The 17987-nt window shown below is 67.7% G+C and carries 15 protein-coding genes and 2 pseudogenes; 5 read left to right on the top strand and 12 right to left on the bottom strand.

The genetic code is table 11. The annotated features are described in order from the left end of the window. Window positions 1-80: 80 nt before the first annotated feature. Window positions 81-758: a potassium channel family protein gene (locus tag SGFS_RS17535; RefSeq protein ID WP_286251363.1), complete on the bottom strand. Its 678-nt coding sequence runs from the start codon at window positions 756-758 to the stop codon at window positions 81-83. Continuing rightward, the gene (locus SGFS_RS17530; protein WP_286251360.1) at window positions 758-1429 is read right to left on the bottom strand and encodes a potassium channel family protein; all 672 of its coding nucleotides are present in this window, start codon (window positions 1427-1429) and stop codon (window positions 758-760) included. The genes SGFS_RS17535 and SGFS_RS17530 overlap by 1 nt, the downstream gene beginning before the upstream one ends. Before the next feature lie 471 nt (window positions 1430-1900). On the opposite strand from SGFS_RS17530, the gene SGFS_RS17525 reads away from it, so the two are divergent. Then, window positions 1901-4012, top strand: a complete 2112-nt coding sequence (locus tag SGFS_RS17525; protein ID WP_286251358.1) for an APC family permease — start codon at window positions 1901-1903, stop codon at window positions 4010-4012. Window positions 4013-4130: 118 nt separating this feature from the next. Next, complete coding sequence (locus SGFS_RS17520) at window positions 4131-5459, top strand: class I SAM-dependent RNA methyltransferase (RefSeq protein ID WP_286251357.1); 1329 nt, start codon at window positions 4131-4133, stop codon at window positions 5457-5459. 493 nt (window positions 5460-5952) lie between these two features. Here the strand turns inward: SGFS_RS17520 and SGFS_RS17515 are convergent, their stop codons facing one another. The 3 genes from SGFS_RS17515 to SGFS_RS17505 are packed head-to-tail and all read right to left on the bottom strand — an operon-like array spanning window position 5953 to window position 9229. Then, a complete protein-coding gene (locus SGFS_RS17515) occupies window positions 5953-6618 on the bottom strand; it encodes a hypothetical protein (protein ID WP_286251355.1) in 666 nt (221 codons plus the stop codon). A gap of 50 nt (window positions 6619-6668) precedes the next feature. Beyond that, window positions 6669-7586 carry a 5'-methylthioadenosine/S-adenosylhomocysteine nucleosidase family protein gene (locus tag SGFS_RS17510; protein ID WP_286251354.1) on the bottom strand — a complete coding sequence of 306 codons (918 nt, stop codon included), beginning with the start codon at window positions 7584-7586 and terminating at the stop codon, window positions 6669-6671. Next, window positions 7583-9229 (bottom strand): hypothetical protein, encoded by a 1647-nt coding sequence (locus SGFS_RS17505; protein WP_286251352.1) that lies wholly within the window; start codon window positions 9227-9229, stop codon window positions 7583-7585. The genes SGFS_RS17510 and SGFS_RS17505 overlap by 4 nt, the downstream gene beginning before the upstream one ends. A gap of 192 nt (window positions 9230-9421) precedes the next feature. On the opposite strand from SGFS_RS17505, the gene SGFS_RS17500 reads away from it, so the two are divergent. Beyond that, window positions 9422-10135, top strand: a complete 714-nt coding sequence (locus SGFS_RS17500) for an NUDIX hydrolase (protein ID WP_286251351.1) — start codon at window positions 9422-9424, stop codon at window positions 10133-10135. 60 nt (window positions 10136-10195) lie between these two features. On the opposite strand, the gene SGFS_RS17495 is transcribed toward SGFS_RS17500, so the two are convergent. From SGFS_RS17495 to SGFS_RS17480, 4 genes and pseudogenes are all read right to left on the bottom strand, one after another. Further along, window positions 10196-10468, bottom strand: a complete 273-nt coding sequence (locus SGFS_RS17495; RefSeq protein ID WP_286251350.1) for an IS3 family transposase — start codon at window positions 10466-10468, stop codon at window positions 10196-10198. A 64-nt stretch (window positions 10469-10532) separates the two neighbouring features. After that, window positions 10533-11267 (bottom strand): annotated as a pseudogene (locus SGFS_RS17490) (IS30 family transposase); the annotation flags it as partial. Between the two features lie 110 nt (window positions 11268-11377). Then, window positions 11378-12046 (bottom strand): annotated as a pseudogene (locus SGFS_RS17485) (nucleotidyl transferase AbiEii/AbiGii toxin family protein). 5 nt (window positions 12047-12051) lie between these two features. Next, window positions 12052-12444, bottom strand: a complete 393-nt coding sequence (locus SGFS_RS17480; RefSeq protein WP_286251348.1) for a hypothetical protein — start codon at window positions 12442-12444, stop codon at window positions 12052-12054. A 591-nt stretch (window positions 12445-13035) separates the two neighbouring features. Here SGFS_RS17480 and SGFS_RS17475 point away from each other — a divergent pair. Then, entirely contained in the window at window positions 13036-13230 is a 195-nt protein-coding gene (locus SGFS_RS17475) for a ribbon-helix-helix protein, CopG family (RefSeq protein ID WP_147995503.1), read from the top strand. Then, window positions 13227-13619: a type II toxin-antitoxin system death-on-curing family toxin gene (locus SGFS_RS17470; RefSeq protein ID WP_286251346.1), complete on the top strand. Its 393-nt coding sequence runs from the start codon at window positions 13227-13229 to the stop codon at window positions 13617-13619. The genes SGFS_RS17475 and SGFS_RS17470 overlap by 4 nt, the downstream gene beginning before the upstream one ends. 68 nt (window positions 13620-13687) lie before the next feature. Here the strand turns inward: SGFS_RS17470 and SGFS_RS17465 are convergent, their stop codons facing one another. The 3 genes from SGFS_RS17465 to SGFS_RS17455 all read right to left on the bottom strand — a co-directional run bounded on the left by SGFS_RS17465 (window position 13688) and on the right by SGFS_RS17455 (window position 17967). Continuing rightward, window positions 13688-14245, bottom strand: coding sequence for a nuclear transport factor 2 family protein (locus tag SGFS_RS17465; RefSeq protein WP_286251345.1), 558 nt, complete (start codon window positions 14243-14245; stop codon window positions 13688-13690). 540 nt (window positions 14246-14785) lie between these two features. After that, on the bottom strand, window positions 14786-16087 hold the full coding sequence (locus SGFS_RS17460; RefSeq protein ID WP_286251343.1) for an acyl-CoA dehydrogenase family protein: 1302 nt from the start codon (window positions 16085-16087) through the stop codon (window positions 14786-14788). A gap of 524 nt (window positions 16088-16611) precedes the next feature. Further along, window positions 16612-17967, bottom strand: a complete 1356-nt coding sequence (locus SGFS_RS17455) for an MFS transporter (RefSeq protein ID WP_286251342.1) — start codon at window positions 17965-17967, stop codon at window positions 16612-16614. Window positions 17968-17987: the final 20 nt, after the last annotated feature.

Raw genomic sequence — 17987 nt, 5'->3', positions numbered from 1 at the left:
CTCGTCCTCAACCGCCCGACGGGCCGAGAAGAGGGCGCCCGGAGAATTCCGGGCGCCCTCTTCTCGTATCGGAGACCCTGTCAGCTCGTCGCGTCCTCGCGCCGTACCGACAGCAGGTCCTCCAGCTGTTCCTCGCGGGCCTGGGCGGCCACGAACAGCAGCTCGTCGCCCGCCTCCAGGGAGTCGTCCCGGGTGGGGGTGAGGACTCGGGTGCCGCGGATGATCGTCACCAGGGACGTGTCCTCCGGCCACTCGACGTCGCCGACCTGGGTGCCGGCCAGGGCGGACTCCGGCGGCAGGGTCAGCTCCACCAGGTTCGCGTCGCCGTGGCTGAAGCGGAGCAGACGCACCAGGTCGCCGACGCTCACCGCCTCCTCGACCAGGGCCGACATCAGGCGCGGCGTCGAGACGGCCACGTCCACGCCCCAGGACTCGTTGAACAGCCACTCGTTCTTGGGGTTGTTGACGCGGGCGACGACGCGCGGGACGCCGTACTCCGTCTTCGCCAGCAGGGAGACGACCAGGTTGACCTTGTCGTCGCCCGTCGCGGCGATGACGACGTTGCAGCGCTGGAGGGCCGCCTCGTCCAGGGACGTGATCTCGCAGGCGTCGGCCAGCAGCCACTCCGCCTGGGGGACGCGCTCGACCGAGATGGCGGTCGGCGCCTTGTCGACGAGAAGGACCTCGTGGCCGTTCTCCAGAAGTTCGCCCGCGATCGAGCGACCGACCGCGCCGGCTCCGGCAATGGCGACCCTCATCAGTGACCGCCCTCCTCGTCGGGGCCCTCGGCGAAGGACGCCTCGACCTTCTCCACGTCGTCCGTACGCATCATCACGTGCACGAGGTCGCCTTCCTGCAGCACCGTCTGGGAGGTGGGCAGGACCGCCTCGCCCAGGCGGGTGAGGAAGGCGACGCGGACGCCGGTCTCCTCCTGCATCTTGCTGATCTTGTGGCCCACCCAGGCCGACGAGGCGTGCACCTCGGCGAGCTGGACGCCACCGGTGGGGTCGCGCCACAGCGGCTCCGACCCGGCGGGCAGCAGCCGGCGCAGCATCTGGTCGGCCGTCCAGCGGACCGTGGCGACCGTGGGGATGCCCAGGCGCTGGTAGACCTCGGCGCGGCGCGGGTCGTAGATCCGGGCCGCCACGTTCTCGATGCCGAACATCTCGCGGGCGACGCGGGCGGCGATGATGTTGGAGTTGTCGCCGCTGGAGACCGCGGCGAACGCGCCGGCCTCCTCGATGCCCGCCTCGCGCAGGGTGTCCCGGTCGAAGCCGACACCGGTGACCCGGCGACCGCCGAATCCCGAGCCCAGTCGACGGAAGGCCGTGGGGTCCTGGTCGATCACGGCGACCGTGTGCCCCTGTTGCTCCAGGGTCTGGGCGAGGGTGGAACCCACTCGCCCGCAGCCCATGATGACGATGTGCACGACCGTCCTTCCGGTGTCAATAGCTACTGTTCAGCCGAAACATCAAAAACAGGGTCTCAGACCGTCGCCCAAGCTACACACGCGCGGTCAGCAAAGGGCACCCCTGTGCACCGTCGTACGTTTCCGCCTGCGGTTTTCGCCGGCCGGGCGCGTGGTCCCGCTCAGGTCGGCGATCGTCTGCGGCTGATCCGGCGGACGCTGATCACCGTCAGGACGCCGAGGCCGACGAGGGACACCAGGGCGCCGATCAGTTCGGCGGTCGCGGCCTGCATGGGGCCTCCAGGGGGAGAGTGAGCGGATCTGTCCTATAGGCCTACAGGCATCTATAGACATGAGGACGCGCTTCATTAGGCCCGAGGATGCGTGGCGTGACTCACTTCGTGGTCGGTACCGGACAGATTTCACTCCGGGGCCCGCCGGGATTTCACCCGGATGTGCCCAGAACCAGTCACGGCGCTTACGATCCTCTCCGTGTCCAAACTGACCGACGTGCCCAAACGGATCCTGATCGGGCGGGCCCTGCGCAGCGACCGGCTCGGAGAAACGCTCCTGCCGAAGCGCATCGCACTCCCCGTCTTCGCCTCCGACCCGCTGTCCTCCGTGGCGTACGCACCAGGCGAGGTGCTGCTGGTCCTCTCGATCGCGGGCGTGTCGGCGTACCACTTCAGCCCCTGGATCGCGGTCGCGGTCGTGGTGCTGATGTTCACCGTGGTGGCGTCGTACCGGCAGAACGTGCACGCCTACCCGAGCGGTGGCGGCGACTACGAGGTGGCGAACACCAACCTCGGCCCCAAGGCCGGGCTGACCGTCGCCAGCGCGCTCCTCGTCGACTACGTCCTCACCGTCGCCGTGTCGATCGCCTCCGGCGTCGAGAACCTCGGCTCGGCCGTCCCCTTCTTCGTCGAGCACAAGGTGCTGTGCGCGGTCGGCATCATCGTGCTGCTGACGCTGATGAACCTGCGCGGGGTGAAGGAGTCCGGCAAGCTCTTCGCGATCCCGACGTACGTCTTCGTCGTCGGCGTCTTCGTGATGATCGCCTGGGGCGCGTTCCGCGGGCTGGTCCTCGACGACACCATGCGGGCGCCCACCGCCGATCTGGAGATCAAGGCCGAGCACCAGGGGCTCGCCGGCTTCGCGCTGGTCTTCCTGATGCTGCGCGCCTTCTCCTCCGGCTGTGCCGCGCTCACCGGTGTCGAGGCGATCTCCAACGGCGTGCCCGCCTTCCGCAAGCCCAAGTCCAAGAACGCGGCGACGACGCTGGCCGCGATGGGCCTGCTCGCCGTCACGATGTTCTGCGGCATCATCGGGCTCGCGATGGCCACCAACGTGCGCATGGCCGAGAACCCGGCGAACGACCTGCTGCGCGACGGCTCCCCGGTCGGCGACTCCTACGTCCAGAACCCGGTGATCTCGCAGGTCGCGGCCGCCGTCTTCGGTGACGGCACGTTCTTCTTCATCCTGCTGGCCGCCGCCACCGCGCTCGTGCTGTTCCTGGCCGCCAACACCGCGTACAACGGCTTCCCGCTGCTCGGCTCGATCCTCGCCCAGGACCGCTACCTCCCGCGCCAGCTGCACACCCGCGGGGACCGCCTCGCCTTCTCCAACGGCATCGTGCTCCTCGCGGGCGCCGCCGGACTGCTGGTGTGGATCTACGGCGCGGATTCGACCCGCCTCATCCAGCTGTACATCGTGGGTGTGTTCGTCTCCTTCACGCTCAGCCAGATCGGCATGGTCCGGCACTGGAACCGCCATCTGGCGGCGGAGAAGGACCAGGCCAAGCGGCGCCACATGGTCCGCTCCCGCGCGATCAACGCGTTCGGCGCGTTCTTCACGGGCCTGGTCCTGGTCGTCGTCCTCGTCACCAAGTTCACGCACGGAGCCTGGGTCGCGCTGCTCGGCATGGTGATCTTCTACGCGACGATGACGGCGATCCGTAAGCACTACGACCGGGTCGCCGAGGAGATCTCGGCACCGGAGGGCCCGAGCGACGACGTCGTACGGCCGTCGCGGGTGCACTCCGTGGTGCTCATCTCGAAGATCCACCGCCCGACCCTGCGGGCCCTCGCCTACGCCAAGCTGCTGCGCTCGCACACCCTCGAGGCGCTCAGCGTCAACGTCGACCCGGCCGAGACCAAGGCGCTCCAGGAGGAGTGGAACCGGCGCGGCATCGACGTACCGCTGAAGGTCCTCGACTCGCCGTACCGCGAGATCACGCGGCCGATCATCGAGTACGTCAAGAGCCTGCGCAAGGAGTCGCCGCGGGACGTGGTGTCGGTGATCATCCCCGAGTACGTGGTCGGTCACTGGTACGAGCAGATCCTGCACAACCAGAGCGCGCTGCGGCTCAAGGGCCGGCTGCTGTTCACGGCGGGCGTGATGGTGACGTCCGTGCCGTACCAGCTGGAGTCCTCCGAGGTGGCCAAGCGGCGGGCGCGCAAGCGGCAGGAGTGGAGTGCGCCGGGCTCGGTGCGGCGTGGTCCGGCGGACGAGCGGGCCAAGGAGTCGGACAAGGCGTCCACGAAGGCGTCCGCGAAGGCGTCCACCAAGGGTTCGGCCGCCGAGTCCTCGGACGGCAAGAGCTGAGGTCGTCCGGGCCGGTGCCCGTCGGCGGCTCGTGGTGAACGGCCGGGCGCGGTCCACGTAGACTGGTGGGCTGTTGTCCGGCCGTTCCCTTTCCCGATCGTTGTGGAGTCACCCCGCCATGCAGGCAGAAGAGAAGAAGTCGCTGGTAGGGGAGGAGTACGAGGTCGAGGTCGGCCCCGTCGCCCACGGTGGACACTGCATCGCCCGTACGTCCGAGGGCCAGGTCCTCTTCGTACGGCACACACTGCCCGGTGAGCGGGTCGTGGCACGGGTGACCGAGGGCGAGGAGGGCGCGCGCTTCCTGCGGGCCGACGCGGTGTCGGTTCTGTCGCCGTCCAAGGACCGCGTCGAGGCCCCCTGCCCGTACGCCGGTCCGGGCCGCTGCGGAGGCTGCGACTGGCAGCACGCCAAGCCGGGTGCCCAGCGGCGGTTCAAGGGCGAGGTCGTCGCCGAGCAGCTGAAGCGGCTCGCGGGCCTCACGCCCGAGGAGGCGGGCTGGGACGGCACGGTGATGCCGGCCGAGGGGGACAAGGTTCCGGCGGGCGAGGTCCCGGCCTGGCGTACGCGGGTGCAGTACGCGGTGGACGACTCGGGCCGGGCCGGGCTGCGTCGGCACCGCTCTCACGAGGTCGAGCCGATCGACCACTGCATGATCGCGGCGCCCGGGGTGAGCGAGCTGGGCATCGAGAAGCGCGACTGGTCGGGCATGGCGTCGATCGACGCGATCGCGGCGACGGGTTCGCAGGACCGCCAGGTGATCCTTGAGCCTCGGCCGGGTGCGCGACTGCCGCTCGTCGAGCTGGACAAGCCGGTGTCGGTGATGCGCGTCGAGGAGAAGGACGGGGGCGTGCACCGCGTCCACGGGCGCCCCTTCGTCCGCGAACGCGCCGACGACCGTACGTACCGCGTGGGCAGCGGCGGCTTCTGGCAGGTCCACCCGAAGGCCGCGGACACCCTCGTCAAGGCGGTCATGCAGGGCCTGCTGCCGCGCAAGGGCGACATGGCCCTCGACCTGTACTGCGGGGCGGGCCTCTTCGCGGGCGCCCTCGCCGACCGGGTCGGTGACAAGGGTGCCGTCCTCGGCATCGAGTCCGGCAAGCGCGCGGTGGAGGACGCCCGGCACAACCTGGCCGACTTCGACCGCGTACGCATCGAACAGGGCAAGGTCGAGGCGGTGCTCCCGCGCACGGGCATCACGGAGGTCGACCTGATCGTCCTGGACCCGCCGCGGGCCGGGGCGGGCAAGAAGACGGTCCAGCACCTGTCGTCGCTGAAGGCGCGCCGGATCGCGTATGTGGCTTGTGATCCGGCGGCGTTGGCTCGGGACCTGGGATACTTCCGGGAAGGGGGGTATCGGGTGCGGATGTTGCGGGCGTTTGATTTGTTCCCGATGACTCATCATGTGGAGTGCGTGGCGATCCTGGAGCGGGTGCGGGAAGGCTCCTGATCTGCGGGTTCGCAGTGTCCGTCGTCTGCTCGACCTGTTCCCACCCATCCAACAGTCGAAGCACAGGGCTTATCTGTGATGCCCGCCTGACCTGCGGTTTCAGGCGGGCACGCCGATGGTGGCACACGGCGTATCCGCGCGGTCGTCGGGTTGCTGACGCTCGTTCTGAAAGCTCATCACATCAGGCGGGTATCGTTCGAGGTGGCTGTGAGGTCCTGTTGACACGGCTCCGTGATTGCCGGGGTCTCGGGGCGCCAACCAGGGGCACTGACGCCATCGCGGTCGATGCAATTCGGTCCGGCTTTCGTCCGTGCGGATCACGAGGCGCTATGTGCCTACGACGAGGCGCTTGGGTGGCGTAGCACTCCCCAGATGGTCGCACTGCGTGACATCTTCATGGGGCTGTATGTCTCTCTCGTCTTGGCGGCTGAGAATGAGCCCGATCCGGGCGCGATGCATCTCGCGCTCGACGGGCTTTCGCTTTCCCGGTTCGTCAGGGGAGGGGGGCCGGGAGAGCCGGTGTGGCGTGGGTCCAGGTCGCGTCGAATTGGCGCAGGGCAGCGGTGTACAGAAGGCCGGGCGCCCGGGCGTACAGGCACGGGGAGTTCCTGCCGTGTGCCGACGCACTGTAGAAAGTGAGGTAGGCGGCGCGATCCGTCGCGATCACACGGCAGTTGTTCGGCAGGTTGAAGGTGCGCAGTTCGATGCCGTCCCTCGCCTGCGTCACCCGGGCCAAGTAGTCGATGTTCGTTCGGACCTGGCTTCTGAGCAGACCCCGCGTGAAGCCCGGGTCGAACCGAGACACCTCCTGAGAGCGTCGATCGAGCCACGAGTCCTCTCGGGGATCGGGGTCGGGCAACAGGATCTGCACGGACGGCGGGGACGGCTCTGCCGACCACAGGGGTGAGAAGACCTCACGAGTGAGCACGTTTCCCCGGCCTGCCAGGACTTTGACCCAGCGGGCTCGCCGCAGGTCGCGGGCGATGTCCTGTTCGGCGGAGGACTGGTGACGGTAGACACGCCCGAGCCCGGTCCCCGTGTACCGGGAGCAGGCCGCGAGCAGCCACCACAGGGGACGGGCGCCGCGTAGCAAGCCGAGGACGAGGAGGATCGCGCTGGCTGCCAGCGAGCCGAGGATGCCTAACAGGAAATCGGTCATGTGGAGCCCTCTCCCGGTGTCGGATCGCATTCGGCTGGGCATCGATCGCGTCAGCAGACGAAGGGCAGCAAGAGCCGCAGGACGTGGGCGGCGTTTCGGGCCGCGAGTTCGTGGTGTGCGTGCCCCTTCTTTTCGTCGGCGTTGTCGGACACGCCTCGGACGACGATCCAGCCGGGGTTCGTCTCGTCGTGGACGGAGTTCTCCTGCCAGTACTGGCTCAAGCCGCCCGCCTCCATGTCCACCGCCAGTACCTTCTCGTTGTAGTGCGCGAGATATCGGCGGATGTCGCTGTCGCGGTCGGCGACGACTGCTTCACCGGAGCCGATCAGCCCCGGATACACCTCGTATTCCTGTGAGGATCGCGAGGCGAGCTGACCGTGGATACGGGCGGGGGTGCCGTGCTCCGTGAAGAAGGCGTTCACGGCGTGCACCACCTGGGCCGGGGCCTGCCGGTGTTCGCCTCGCCTGCGGACGTCACCGAGCGGATTGATCTTGCGGTTCTCGTAGTAGACGACTTCGGTCGAGACGATGACGTTCCCGATGCGGGCGTGCTCGTCGTGAATGCCTCCCCCCACGCCGACGAGGGCCCACAGTCGAGGCGCGTAGTGGCGTCGCAGATTCTCCAAAGCGGCCATGGTGGACCGTTGCCCCTGGCTCTGAGCCTGAATGGCGACGATGCGGGCGGTCGAGTCCGGGGCGGGGTGTTCTCCGCGATAGAAGTAGAGGCCGCCGGGCTCCTTGTGCCGTTCGAGTTGCAACTCGTCGCGCAATGCGCGCAGTTCCTCGCTGAGGATGGTGACGATCCCCATGTCCCACGTGCCGCGACCTGTGGGTGCCACGGAGCTGGCGATCGGTGCGCCGATTCGTTCTGCGGGCGGCGTCGCGATGACTCGGGCGTGGCTGCCCACGGCGTTGTTGCTGATGGTGTTGCCGTTCCCGTAGGAGCTGATGCCTCGGTTGGTGTTCACGGAGTTCCTCCATCGCTGGCGTTGTCGGTCCCCGTGGCGGGGTGTGCGGGTGCGCCGACTTGGGCCGCATCGCCTATGGCGTTGTTGCTGATGGTGTTGTTGTCGCCGAAGTTGAAGATGCCACTATTGATGATCTTGAGCGCTCGATTGTTGAACTCCGACGCGTCCACGTCCTTGGTCAGCAGGAAGTCGCCTGCCGCCCGCAGCAGACGCTGCTCGATCGTCTTCATCCGCCCCAGGATGTCGGTCTTCTCCAACTGAACCTTGGACCACGCCTGGGCCGACTGCTCCCGGATGCTCACGCGACTGCCGATGAGGACGTTGCGTATCGGTGTGGAGGTGAGATCAGGGGGGAGGACGGCGGCTTTGATCAGAGCGCGGAGATACCAGATGATGCGCCACGAGTGCTGGACATGCCGGGGGAGGGCGGATAGTTCGCGGAATGCGGCCCATACGACCGCGACGACGCCGTGCTGGCCGAACTCGGCTGTCCGTTGGAAGGACCTCGGAGTGTGTGCGAGCACGCATGCCGCCGTGGAGATGATCAGGGTCCGTCCCCGTACGCTGACGTGGAGCAGGACGGTCGCGACGTACTCCGCTCCCTCCAGCGGCGTTGTGACCTCAAGGAAATGATGCCCCCTTGATCCTGGCGTGTTGATGATCTCCCGTAGATCCACGTCGGTGAGCTTCCGGGGGAGCAGGGAACGATCGGTGGCCACGTCGGTCTCGGACACGTAGACGCGGTCCCTGACTTGGGCGGGCAGGCGGACGTCGTGGCTGTCGGTGTTCAACAGGCGGACTGCCTCGCGCAGGTGCTCGACGAGTTCGTGGGCATGGAACGGTGGTACGGGGTGTTCCCGTTCGTGCAAAGGGGCGTCATCGTCCTCGACAGGACGCAGGAGTTGGACGCTCATGGGCGGGTTCCACTGGTAGACGATCTCTCCGGCACCTATGAACGGCGATTCCTTTCCGAAGAGGGTGAACACGGCCACGTCATCGTCGGCCGCTCCCTTGTCCTGGTTGTGGCAGGGGCGGCGATACACGGTGTGCACGGCTTTCTGCTGAACGTCGGCCACCCGCTGCCGGGGGGTCAGACGGTCGGGGCGCAGGGTCGGTGCCCGAAGGATTCGGTTGAGTTGCAGTTGACGCATCGCTCCGACGGCGAGGCACATGAGCACGATGTTTGCCCCCACGCCGAGGGCTGTGGCGGCGTGATGGGGGTGGATGAGTCCGATCGCGAGGCCGGTCGTCACCAGGCCGAGCGCGGTGCCTGCGACGCGTTGTAGCGCCTGAGACTTCTCCGATTGCCTTCGCGGGAGGATCCGTCGGAGACGGCGCCGATGACGGTCCTGCCGTTCCTTGTTGCGGAGTCCGGGCTTTCGGTCGGTGCGGGGCTCGCGGTCGCCCCGGTGTATGAGCAGTGCCAGACGGAGCAGCCACAGGAGGGCGAGGCCGCACGCGACGAGAACGCTCGTGGGCAGGGCGTCTGCGCAGGCCGGCGCGATCACGGACCCCAGCAACGTGACGCGCAGAACGGCCGTGAGGGCGGCGGCCCGCCACGCATGGCGCATGACGGGGACGATGTCGAAGCCGTAGGACGGGGCGACCCTGCGGTGCGGCGACGTGCAGACCTTGTCAATCACGAGGTCGCGGAAGTGTTCGTCCACGTATGGGCCCGCGCACAAGTGACGCGTTGCAGCCGTCGGTTCGACGCCGGAATCCTTTGCGGGTGGTACGGAAGGAGCGGCCATGCCCTGCCCTCGCCTCCTGGGTTAAGGTCTGTGTGACCATAAGTGGCAAGGGTGTTCAAGTCAATGTGACCTTTAGGGGTTCTTGTGGATGGCTGGCTGAAAGACTCCGATGAGGTGGAGGCCTCGTGGGTGACGGTGGACCTGGCGATTTTCACGCTGCGGGGCGCCCGCCTGATGGTGCTTCTGATCGACCGGGGGTTGGAGCCCTTCCTCGGTCGGCCTGCGCTCCCCGGCGGGTATGTCCAGAAAGGCGAGACCCTGCGGGAAGGGGCTCTGCGCGAGTTGTGGGAGGAAGCCGGTATCGACGGTGGGCTGTTGCACCTGGAACAGTTGGGTGCTTACGGTGATCCAGGACGAGATCCGAGAGGGCGAGTGGTCACCGTCGCATACCTGGCCCTGGGGCCCGACCTGCCCGTGCCCGTGGGCGGCACCGATGCGGAAAACGCCTACTGGGCACCTGTGGAGGAGCTCGGCCGTGACGGGACGAGGCTGGCATTCGATCATTCCGAGATCCTCGCCGAGGCTTTGGAGGAGGTCCGCCGCAAACTCGAATACACCCCTGTCGCCACAGCCTTCTGTGCCTCGGAGTTCACCCTCAGCGAGTTGCGCACGGTCTATGAAGTGGTCTGGGGGCAGCCGCTGGACCCGAGCAACTTTCGGCGCAAGGTACTGAGGACCACAGGATTCGTAGAGCCCACGGGCGAACAGAGGATGCCCTCGACAGGCCGCCCGGCTGCGCTCTACCGCAGAGGGAGTGCATGGGTGTTGAGCCCGCCACTCCTGCGTGCTGGCGGGTAGCCTGCGTAGTTGGCCGAATTCCGAGGTCCTGAGGTTCCCCCGGCGCGCGGGAAGTGCTGATCAGCTGGTCAGAGCAGGTTGACGGGGTTGAGGTTCGTTCGTTCGGTCGTTGTCCTGGTTGGCGTAGTGCTTCTCCTCGAACTCGACGGGGCTGAGGTAGCCGAGCCGTTTCTGGATGTGCCGGGAGTTGTAGAAGCCGTCGATGGATTCGAAGAGCGTGAGGTTGGCCTCGGCCCGGGTGGTGAAGGTGCGGCCGCGGATGCATTCGGTTTGGATGAGCATCCAGAGGTTCTCCGCGAGGGCATTGGCATAGGAGTCCGCGACGGAGTCCATGGAAGCCTGAACTCCCGCTCGCAGCAAGTGGGTTGTGAGCTTCATGGACGTGTATTGCCTGGACTCAAGCGGTCGTCGCAACACCGGCTTCCTGGACCGATAGCAGGTGCTCATTGAGGGCTTCAGCAGGCGTGTTCCAACCGAGCGTTTTCCGGGGCCTGGTGTTGAGAGCGTGAGCAACAGCATCGAGCTCGTCGGCGTCCCATCGCGACAGGTCTGTTCCTTTGGGAAAGTACTGGCGCAGGAGTCCGTTCGTGTTCTCGTTGGTGCCCCGTTGCCAGGGGCTTTGCGGGTCGGCGAAGTAGACCTGCAGCCTGGTGTCGACGCTCAGTTGGGCGTGCTGGGCCGGCTTCTTGCCGCGGTCCCAGGTCAGTGAGCGGCGCAGTTGCTCGGGCAGCGTGGTGATCGTGGTGGCGATCGCGTCTTTCACGGCCTCGGCGCCGCGGCCGGCCAGGGCCGGGCCGTTCTTGACCCGTAGCTCGACACCGTAGCCGTCCATCCGCGGCAGGTGCAGCAGCGTGGTGAACCGGGTCGTGCGTTCCACGAGGGTGCCGATTGCGGACCGGCCGGTGCCGATGATGAGGTCGCCCTCCCAGTGGCCCGGCACCGCGCGGCCTTCGGCCTCGGCAGGCCGCTCGCTGATCATCATCTCGGGCGTCACGTGACCGTTCGCGCGTTGCCAGGAGCGTGCTTGCAGGACCCGTAGCGCACGCCCGGTGCACAGGCAGGTGACCAGCTCGCGCTTGAGCGCTCCGCGCCCCTGGATATAGAGGGCCTGGTAGATCGCCTCGTGGGCCATGGATCGGTAGCGCGCCGGGCTGGGCGCATGGATCCGTCTCCACGCTCGGGGAGGATTGACACTGGTTGGTCTCGTCAGCGCTTTGCAGATGCGGACTCATCCGGACGTGATCAGTCGATGTCCGGATGCTCGGCCTCTTCGAGGAGACGGGCCGCGAGGTCGTCGGCCCACTCCACGGCCCAAGCACGTAGCGCGGTGATGATGGCGTCATCGATCCCGTAGGCGGCGAAGGCTTCGTCATCGGTCCACTCGGCGCCCGTGAGGTTCGACTGCAGATCCTCGGGCTCGAATCGTCCGCGGGCGTGGCGGCGGCCGAACTCCTCAAGCTCGGCATTGGTCCAGCGGCGAGAGGCTGCGAACACGTCGATCAGGTCGCGGGGCGCTCCGCGGTCGGCGAGGGCGCGGACCTTGGTCCCGATCACGTCCTCCTCCGCGAGGACGGGGCCGTACGGGCTCTGGGCGACCGGCCGCCAGAAGATCTCCTTGAGGATGTCGACTTCTCATTCCTGCCCGGTGGCCGGGTCGGTCACGGTGAAGCGGGCGGACAGCGGGGCGGTCTCCAGGGCGTGTACCTTCCAGCCGTGGGCTTCCAGGCCGACGCGGAGCGTGGCGGCGATGTCGGCCATGGGCGCCGGGTTCTCGGTCGCGACGTCGAGGTCCTGGCTGGGGCGGTTCACAAGGCGGTGTGCCCGTACGGCATATCCGCCGGTGAGGACCAGTGGGTATGGGGAGCCGAGGGCGATTACGTCCGCCAGGAGCCGCGTGTGCAGCTCCGGCATGTCCGTCACGCGGCTGCCCGGGTGCGGGAGGCGAGCTGGGGGAAGGCGTCTTCCCATACGGCGCGCACCGTGCGACCGACGAGGGTGCGCAGCACCGGCCACAGCTGGAGGAGCAGATCCTGGTTGAGGTAGCGGGGCAGGTCGTCGTGCAGGCCCTCGTGCAGGACGGTGCGGTACAGGCCCATGCGCTGGCGCGGCTTGCCTAGGTCGTATGAGGTCATCCCGGACCAGGCCATGTGCAGCGGCAGATCCACGACACCGTGGGTCGGCCCGTGCAGCTCGTCCAGCGACTCCGGCAGACGGCGGCGGAACTTCTCCCGGTACAGCGCGAGGTCCTCGGCGTCCGCGCCCGAGACGACCCTCGGGGTGGGTGCGGGGCGTTGTGGGCTGGAGGGCATGACTCCATTATGGCGGCCGGAGACGTTGCGAGGGTCATGATGTGCGAGCTGGCGTCCGGAGTGAGCGGGGGTGGGTCCCCGGGTGAGCTGGTTGCCGCCGTCCTGCTCAGCCCTGAGCAGGACGGACTCGGCCTTGACGCTCGTTTGACGCTCTGGGCGTTTGCATTAAGGATGATGAGCCGAGCAACCGGCTCTGAACAGGGCTTTTCTGGGATCCGTTCAGGCTGAAATCTTTCCGATGACGGCGCACGTGGAGTGCGTGGCGATTCTTGAGCCTGCTGCGAAGGGCGTTTGACCTGCTGCTTTGTATTTCGGATGCTCGACTCGACTTGTTTTCGCTCGCGGGAACGCGTCGGCCGAGGTTCGTTTGTGCAGAACGGTCTGAGCTGCAGCTTCACGGGCTGGCGAGGGTCTCGCGGGCGACGTGGCGATGCGGAATGCAGAATTTTGGCGCTCGGATGAGGCTCGAATCGGGTCTCAACCTCACGTACCTCTCCGTGGTCCGTGGTCCGTGGTCCGTGGTCCGTGCTCTGTGGTCCGAGCGGCTGGTATCACCTCGCCACCTAGATACCAGTCCGGTATCATCGCTGCATGGCGATGACACTCCGACTCCCGGACGACCTTGACGCGAAGCTCACCGAGCGTGCTCGTCGGGAGCGCCGCAGCAAGCAGGAACTTGCCATTGAGGCCATCCGTGACGCCCAGAATCGGGCCGAGCTGAAGGTCGATGACGTCCTGGCCGAGCTCATGGACAGCGATGCGGAGATCCTGGACTACCTGAAGTGACCGAAGTGCGCTACATCCAGATCGACGAGATCCTGGCCATCGCTCGCACGGTCAACGGTACCGAGCACAGCGTGCGTGACATGGGACTTCTGGTGTCAGCGATCGAACGGCCCCGGACCAACGTGTTCGGGGCCGAGCTGTATCCCACGCTGCACGAGAAGGCGGCGGCACTGCTGCACTCCGTTGCCCGCAATCACGCGCTGATCGACGGCAACAAGCGCACCGCCTGGCTCGCCATGCGCGTCTTCCTGCGGCTCAACGGCGTCAGCGCCGGTACCGTCCCGCCGCCCGTCTCCCTCGCCGGTCCGTTCGTCGAGGAAGTCGCGCAGGACAACATCGATGTACCGGTCATTGCCAAGCGGCTGGCGGCCTGGTTCCCCGTTTCCTGACGTTCGACGTCGTAAGGTCCGGGACGGAACGAGGTTCCGTGAGCGGTGCTGATCACCTGGACTGACGGCTACTCCGGCGCCGGCCCGGCGTCGTGGCCGCCCTTCTTGTACGCGCCCCAGTGCTCGGCCAGCTTCCCGTCCCTGATCCGGAAGACGGTGGGGATGAACCAGTCGTACGTCGTGCCGGGGGCCGTCGGATCGGGCCACGGCTTCTGCATCAGCAGGCATACGAGGTCGCCTTCAACGATCAGCGCGACCGGAGGGGGCGGCGCGTCCCCGGTCAAGGGGATCTTGCGGAATCCGTCCGCCAGGAATGCGCGCCCGTTGCCGGGCACGTTCGGATCGTTCTGGATGTAGTCGTCGACGATGAACTTCTCGAGGACACCGTCGACCTGCTCGTCGACCCGGCCGCTCAGCATCATCCGGGCGAGAGCCGCTTCGAACTCGATGACCAGGCGCTTCATCGCGGTCACCTCGGCTGTCGGCGACTGGGACAGTGCATCGACGAAGTCATCGCGGTGCATCCATGCCTCGAAGAAGGCGGGATCGTGGATCTGTGCAACCCCGCCTGCGATCGTGTACTCCTGCAACGTTTCCTCCGGTGATTTCATCTTCGCTCGCGGCACCGACGATTCGGCTCCTGCGTGACGCGCTCCGAGGTCGCCCCGAGAGGCTGTTAGAGGCTGAACTGGTCCATATGCCTCGAGCGATGAGTGTGGTGCGCGAGCAGAGCCGCGCGCGCGATGGCTTTTGCGTGTGCGATTCGAGCAACTTCGCGTCCGGCCGGAAGTCAGGGTTGGCCAGGGCGTCCAGTTGCAGACTTTTGGCAGCCGTGCGAATAGGCATGCATCGTCGTCCGGCCTGCCGGTATCGACCTCTCTCCGGGCGCCGGCTTCTTCGAGGGGCCCCAGTGCTCGGACGGTCGGCCGTTGCCGAGGCGGAAGACGGCGAGGCTGTACCAGTCGTAGGTGCTGCCGGGGATCATCGGGTCCGGGGTGGGCTGCCGCGTCATCACGCTCGCGAGTTCGCCCTCGGCCATGACGTTCACCACGGCGGGTGGCGGTCCGCCGTCCAGCGGCGCGTGAGGCAGGAATTCGATCAGTTGTTCGCGACCGTTTCCGGGGGCGTTCGGGTCGTGCTGGATGAACTCCTCGGCGACGAATCGGTCATACGAGCTCCTTCTCGGGGGCGGTCACGCCGCGCTGCGGTACGGCGGCGCCGATCATGGGGAACGGTTCGATCCCGAGGAGGCGTCGGCCGTTCTGCTCGGCGAGCGGATCCACGCGGATCGCGCCGTGCGAGGTGACCACGCGCGCGTCGCGGACGAAGCGCTGGATCGGGTTGGACAGCGAGACGGTCGAGGAACCGAGCGTCTTCTGGAGCAGGTTGATCGCGTCCTCGCAGAGGTTCGCCGCGTATGCGACGGCGAGGCTGATCTCCGACTCCTCGTCGTCGCCGAATTCGAGACCGGCCTCGGTGCGTGCGTCCACCTGGTCCGCGTAGCGTTCGATCGTCGAGCCGGCGAGAAGGATCATCGCCTGGGCGCGCCCGGCCGCCACCTGGGCCGACGCCATCTCGGCGACGCTCGGGTAGGGCAGGGTGAACGGCTTGCGCCTGATCGCCTGTTCGGCGAAGCACGACAGCGCACCGCGCGCCATGCCCAGCGCGATCGAGGTGTTGCTGAGCGCCACGGTCATCAACAGCGCCCGGCCGCTCTGCCGGAAGGCGGCGCCGCTGTAGTGGTGTCGGATCTGGTCGAGCCGCGGCGGGAACTCGCTGAGGTCGAGGAAGCGGTGGTCCGGGACGAAGATCTCCTCGGTGACCCGCAGGCTGTTGCTGGACGTTCCGGAGAGCCCCATGACGTGCCAGTCGTCGAGGATCTCGAACTGCTCCCGCTCCAGCACCACCACGCCGCGGCCGGTGCCTCCGGCCTCCGCGGGGTCGAAGGCGACCCCCACCATCGCCCAGCGGGCGTGCTTGCAGCCGCTGCCGAAGGCCCACCGGCCGTCGACCATCCAGCCGCCGTCGACCTTGCGGGCGTTCCCGACCGTGGTCGCGAACACGGAGGCGCCGACGAGAGCCGGACCCACCCAGCCCTCGACGTCCTTGCGGATCTCCTCGATCAGCTTCGGCTGGAGCCCGAGGAAGTTGCGCAGTCCGACGCCGACGAAGGCACTCCAGGCCGCCGACCCGTCGGCCTCACCCAGGGCCGCGACGACCTCGACGAGGTCCCGTGCGCCCAGCGCGCTGCCGCCCCACTCGACCGGCATCGTCATGCGGTAGACGCCCGCCTCGTCCAGTGCCTGAAGCACGTCGGGAGTCAACGCCCCGATCCGCTCCCCCTCGCGCGCCCGCGACCGGATCAGCGGCTTGAGTTCGCGGATGCGGTCGCGCAGCTCGCGTCCGGCGTCGGTGAGCCACTGCGATTCGACTACCCCGACCTCTGCGATCGGACCCGGCGGAGGCATCGGTGGCTCCCTGTGAGTAGTGGGCTGGGACATGGACTCTCCTTGTTGATCGAGAACACGAACTGAATGAACTGTACCGTTCAGTTCAGTGTGACTGTCAAGGCCGACCGACCTCGGCAGAGCGATTCGGTGGGGTCGGAACGGCCGGGTGGGGGATCGTGGTGTCGTAGGCAGTCAGCGCCCTGCCGCGCAGGCCGCGGTCGCAGTAGGGGCCGCAATCACTGGGTGTCCGTTGCCATCGCACCCCTGATCAGGCCGGCAGGCAGCCGTATGCCGGACAGGGCCCGAGCCTGTGCGGCTTCCCGACCGGAGAGGGGCGCCTGGTTCTGCCGACGCGCACCGGTCGACGAACGGCTTCCTGTCTCGGCGGCTCTGCGTAGATGCCGACCTGGCCCTTGGGCGCCTGTGCGAGACCCGGGCCTTGTGGCCCAGGCCCGGCACCGTGGTGAGGGTCGCGACACCGTCGTACGGTCTCGCTTCGAACATGAGCGGGCGGCGGCACTCAGGCGTTGCCCCGGCTTGCGTCAGACCGATTCCGGCTGTGCTGCCTCGTCCGCCGCCGCGGGTTCGAGCTTCTCCTCGGCCGGGTAGCGCGGGAGCAGGAAGACGAGTGCCAGGGTGAGCACGCTGAGCGCGGTCAGGGCGATCAGGGGCCCGTTGTAACTGCCCGTGGCCTCGGCCGCTGCCTGCACAAGGGTCGGGGTCAGGCCGACGCCCAGGAGAGTGATGATGATCAGCGTGATGCCCTGTACCTGTGCGAAGGCGCGCATGCCGAAGTACCGGCCCGCCAGGTACGGCGCGACCGACGACTCCGCGCCCATCACCCCACCGAGCAGAGCCATGGCCAGCAGCAGTGCCCAGGTGCCACCCCTGGCGGCGAAGATCGCGACCGTGCCGACCACGAGACACGCGACGAACGGCACGAAGGCGCGTGGGCTCCTCGAACGGTCCATGGCCACACCGGCGAGGAACATTCCGACGAAGGAGGCCACGAGCAGTACCGACAGGGAGAGGGACACGGTCGTGGCCGAATAGCCACGGTCGCCGAACAGTGAGACGGCGTTCGACCGCACGCTCGTCGCCACCCCTGCGGTCAGGACGATGGCCGTCACCATGATCAGCCAGGCCCGGCTGCGCAGCACGGCGCCGAGCGGCATGCCGGGCAGTTCTCCCGGGCCCCGTCCGTCCTTCTTCGCCGCGACGTCCGCAGGGTTCCGCGTCGGCTCGGTGAGCAGGAAGTACTGGGCGGGGAAGACGATCACGAGGATGCACAGGGCGAACAGGAGGTAGGTCTGGCGCCAGCCGAAACCGTCGATGGACAGCCGGCACAGCGGGGCGATGACCGCTCCGCCCAGGCTGGTGGCGCCGCCGATGAACAGTGAGTAGCCCATGCCCCGGTGGCGGGGGAACCACTCCGCGACGACCTTGTAGGTCAGGCCCATGATGCCGATGTATCCGCAGAGGGAGGCAGCCAGCATCGGCAGGAGCAGGAGCGCGGCGTTGCCGTCGGCGAGTGCGATCGCCGCGGTGAAGAGGCCGTACAGCGCGACGCACGGTACCGCGACGGCGCGGGTGCCCCAGCGGTCGACCCAGCGGCCGGCCAGCGGCAGGATGAGCGGAGAGGCGATGAGGGGGATGTTGAGGATGGTCAGCGTCTGCGACTGCGACCAGCCGAAGTCCTGGGCCACGGGCCCGACGAAGAACGTGATCGTGGCGCTGGAGGCGGCCGGGCTCAGGGCCATGGCCAGCACGCACGCGATCGCGGCCTTCCACGCGGCCGCGGGGTAGCCCCGCAGGGAGGCCGCGTACGCGCGCAGGGAGCCCGTGGAGTGTGTCGGTTCATCCGGTGCCGTGACGTCGGCATGAGGGTTCGGGGACATCGTCGTCCTTCCGTACGCGG

Source organism: Streptomyces graminofaciens, assembly GCF_030294945.1.
Taxonomy (GTDB): Bacteria; Actinomycetota; Actinomycetes; order Streptomycetales; family Streptomycetaceae; genus Streptomyces; species Streptomyces graminofaciens.
The sequence above is the reverse complement of the archived record's forward strand: the minus strand, read 5'-3'. Positions and strand labels throughout refer to the sequence as shown.

Coding starts and splice junctions, on each gene's coding strand:
- SGFS_RS17475 (WP_147995503.1), top strand. CDS start 13,036: ATGGCGATGACACTCCGACTCCCGGACGACCTTGACGCGAAGCTCACC.
- SGFS_RS17495 (WP_286251350.1), bottom strand. CDS start 10,468: ATGGACTCCGTCGCGGACTCCTATGCCAATGCCCTCGCGGAGAACCTC.
- SGFS_RS17535 (WP_286251363.1), bottom strand. CDS start 758: ATGAGGGTCGCCATTGCCGGAGCCGGCGCGGTCGGTCGCTCGATCGCG.
- SGFS_RS17515 (WP_286251355.1), bottom strand. CDS start 6,618: ATGACCGATTTCCTGTTAGGCATCCTCGGCTCGCTGGCAGCCAGCGCG.
- SGFS_RS17480 (WP_286251348.1), bottom strand. CDS start 12,444: ATGCCCTCCAGCCCACAACGCCCCGCACCCACCCCGAGGGTCGTCTCG.
- SGFS_RS17455 (WP_286251342.1), bottom strand. CDS start 17,967: ATGTCCCCGAACCCTCATGCCGACGTCACGGCACCGGATGAACCGACA.
- SGFS_RS17520 (WP_286251357.1), top strand. CDS start 4,131: ATGCAGGCAGAAGAGAAGAAGTCGCTGGTAGGGGAGGAGTACGAGGTC.
- SGFS_RS17460 (WP_286251343.1), bottom strand. CDS start 16,087: ATGCCTCCGCCGGGTCCGATCGCAGAGGTCGGGGTAGTCGAATCGCAG.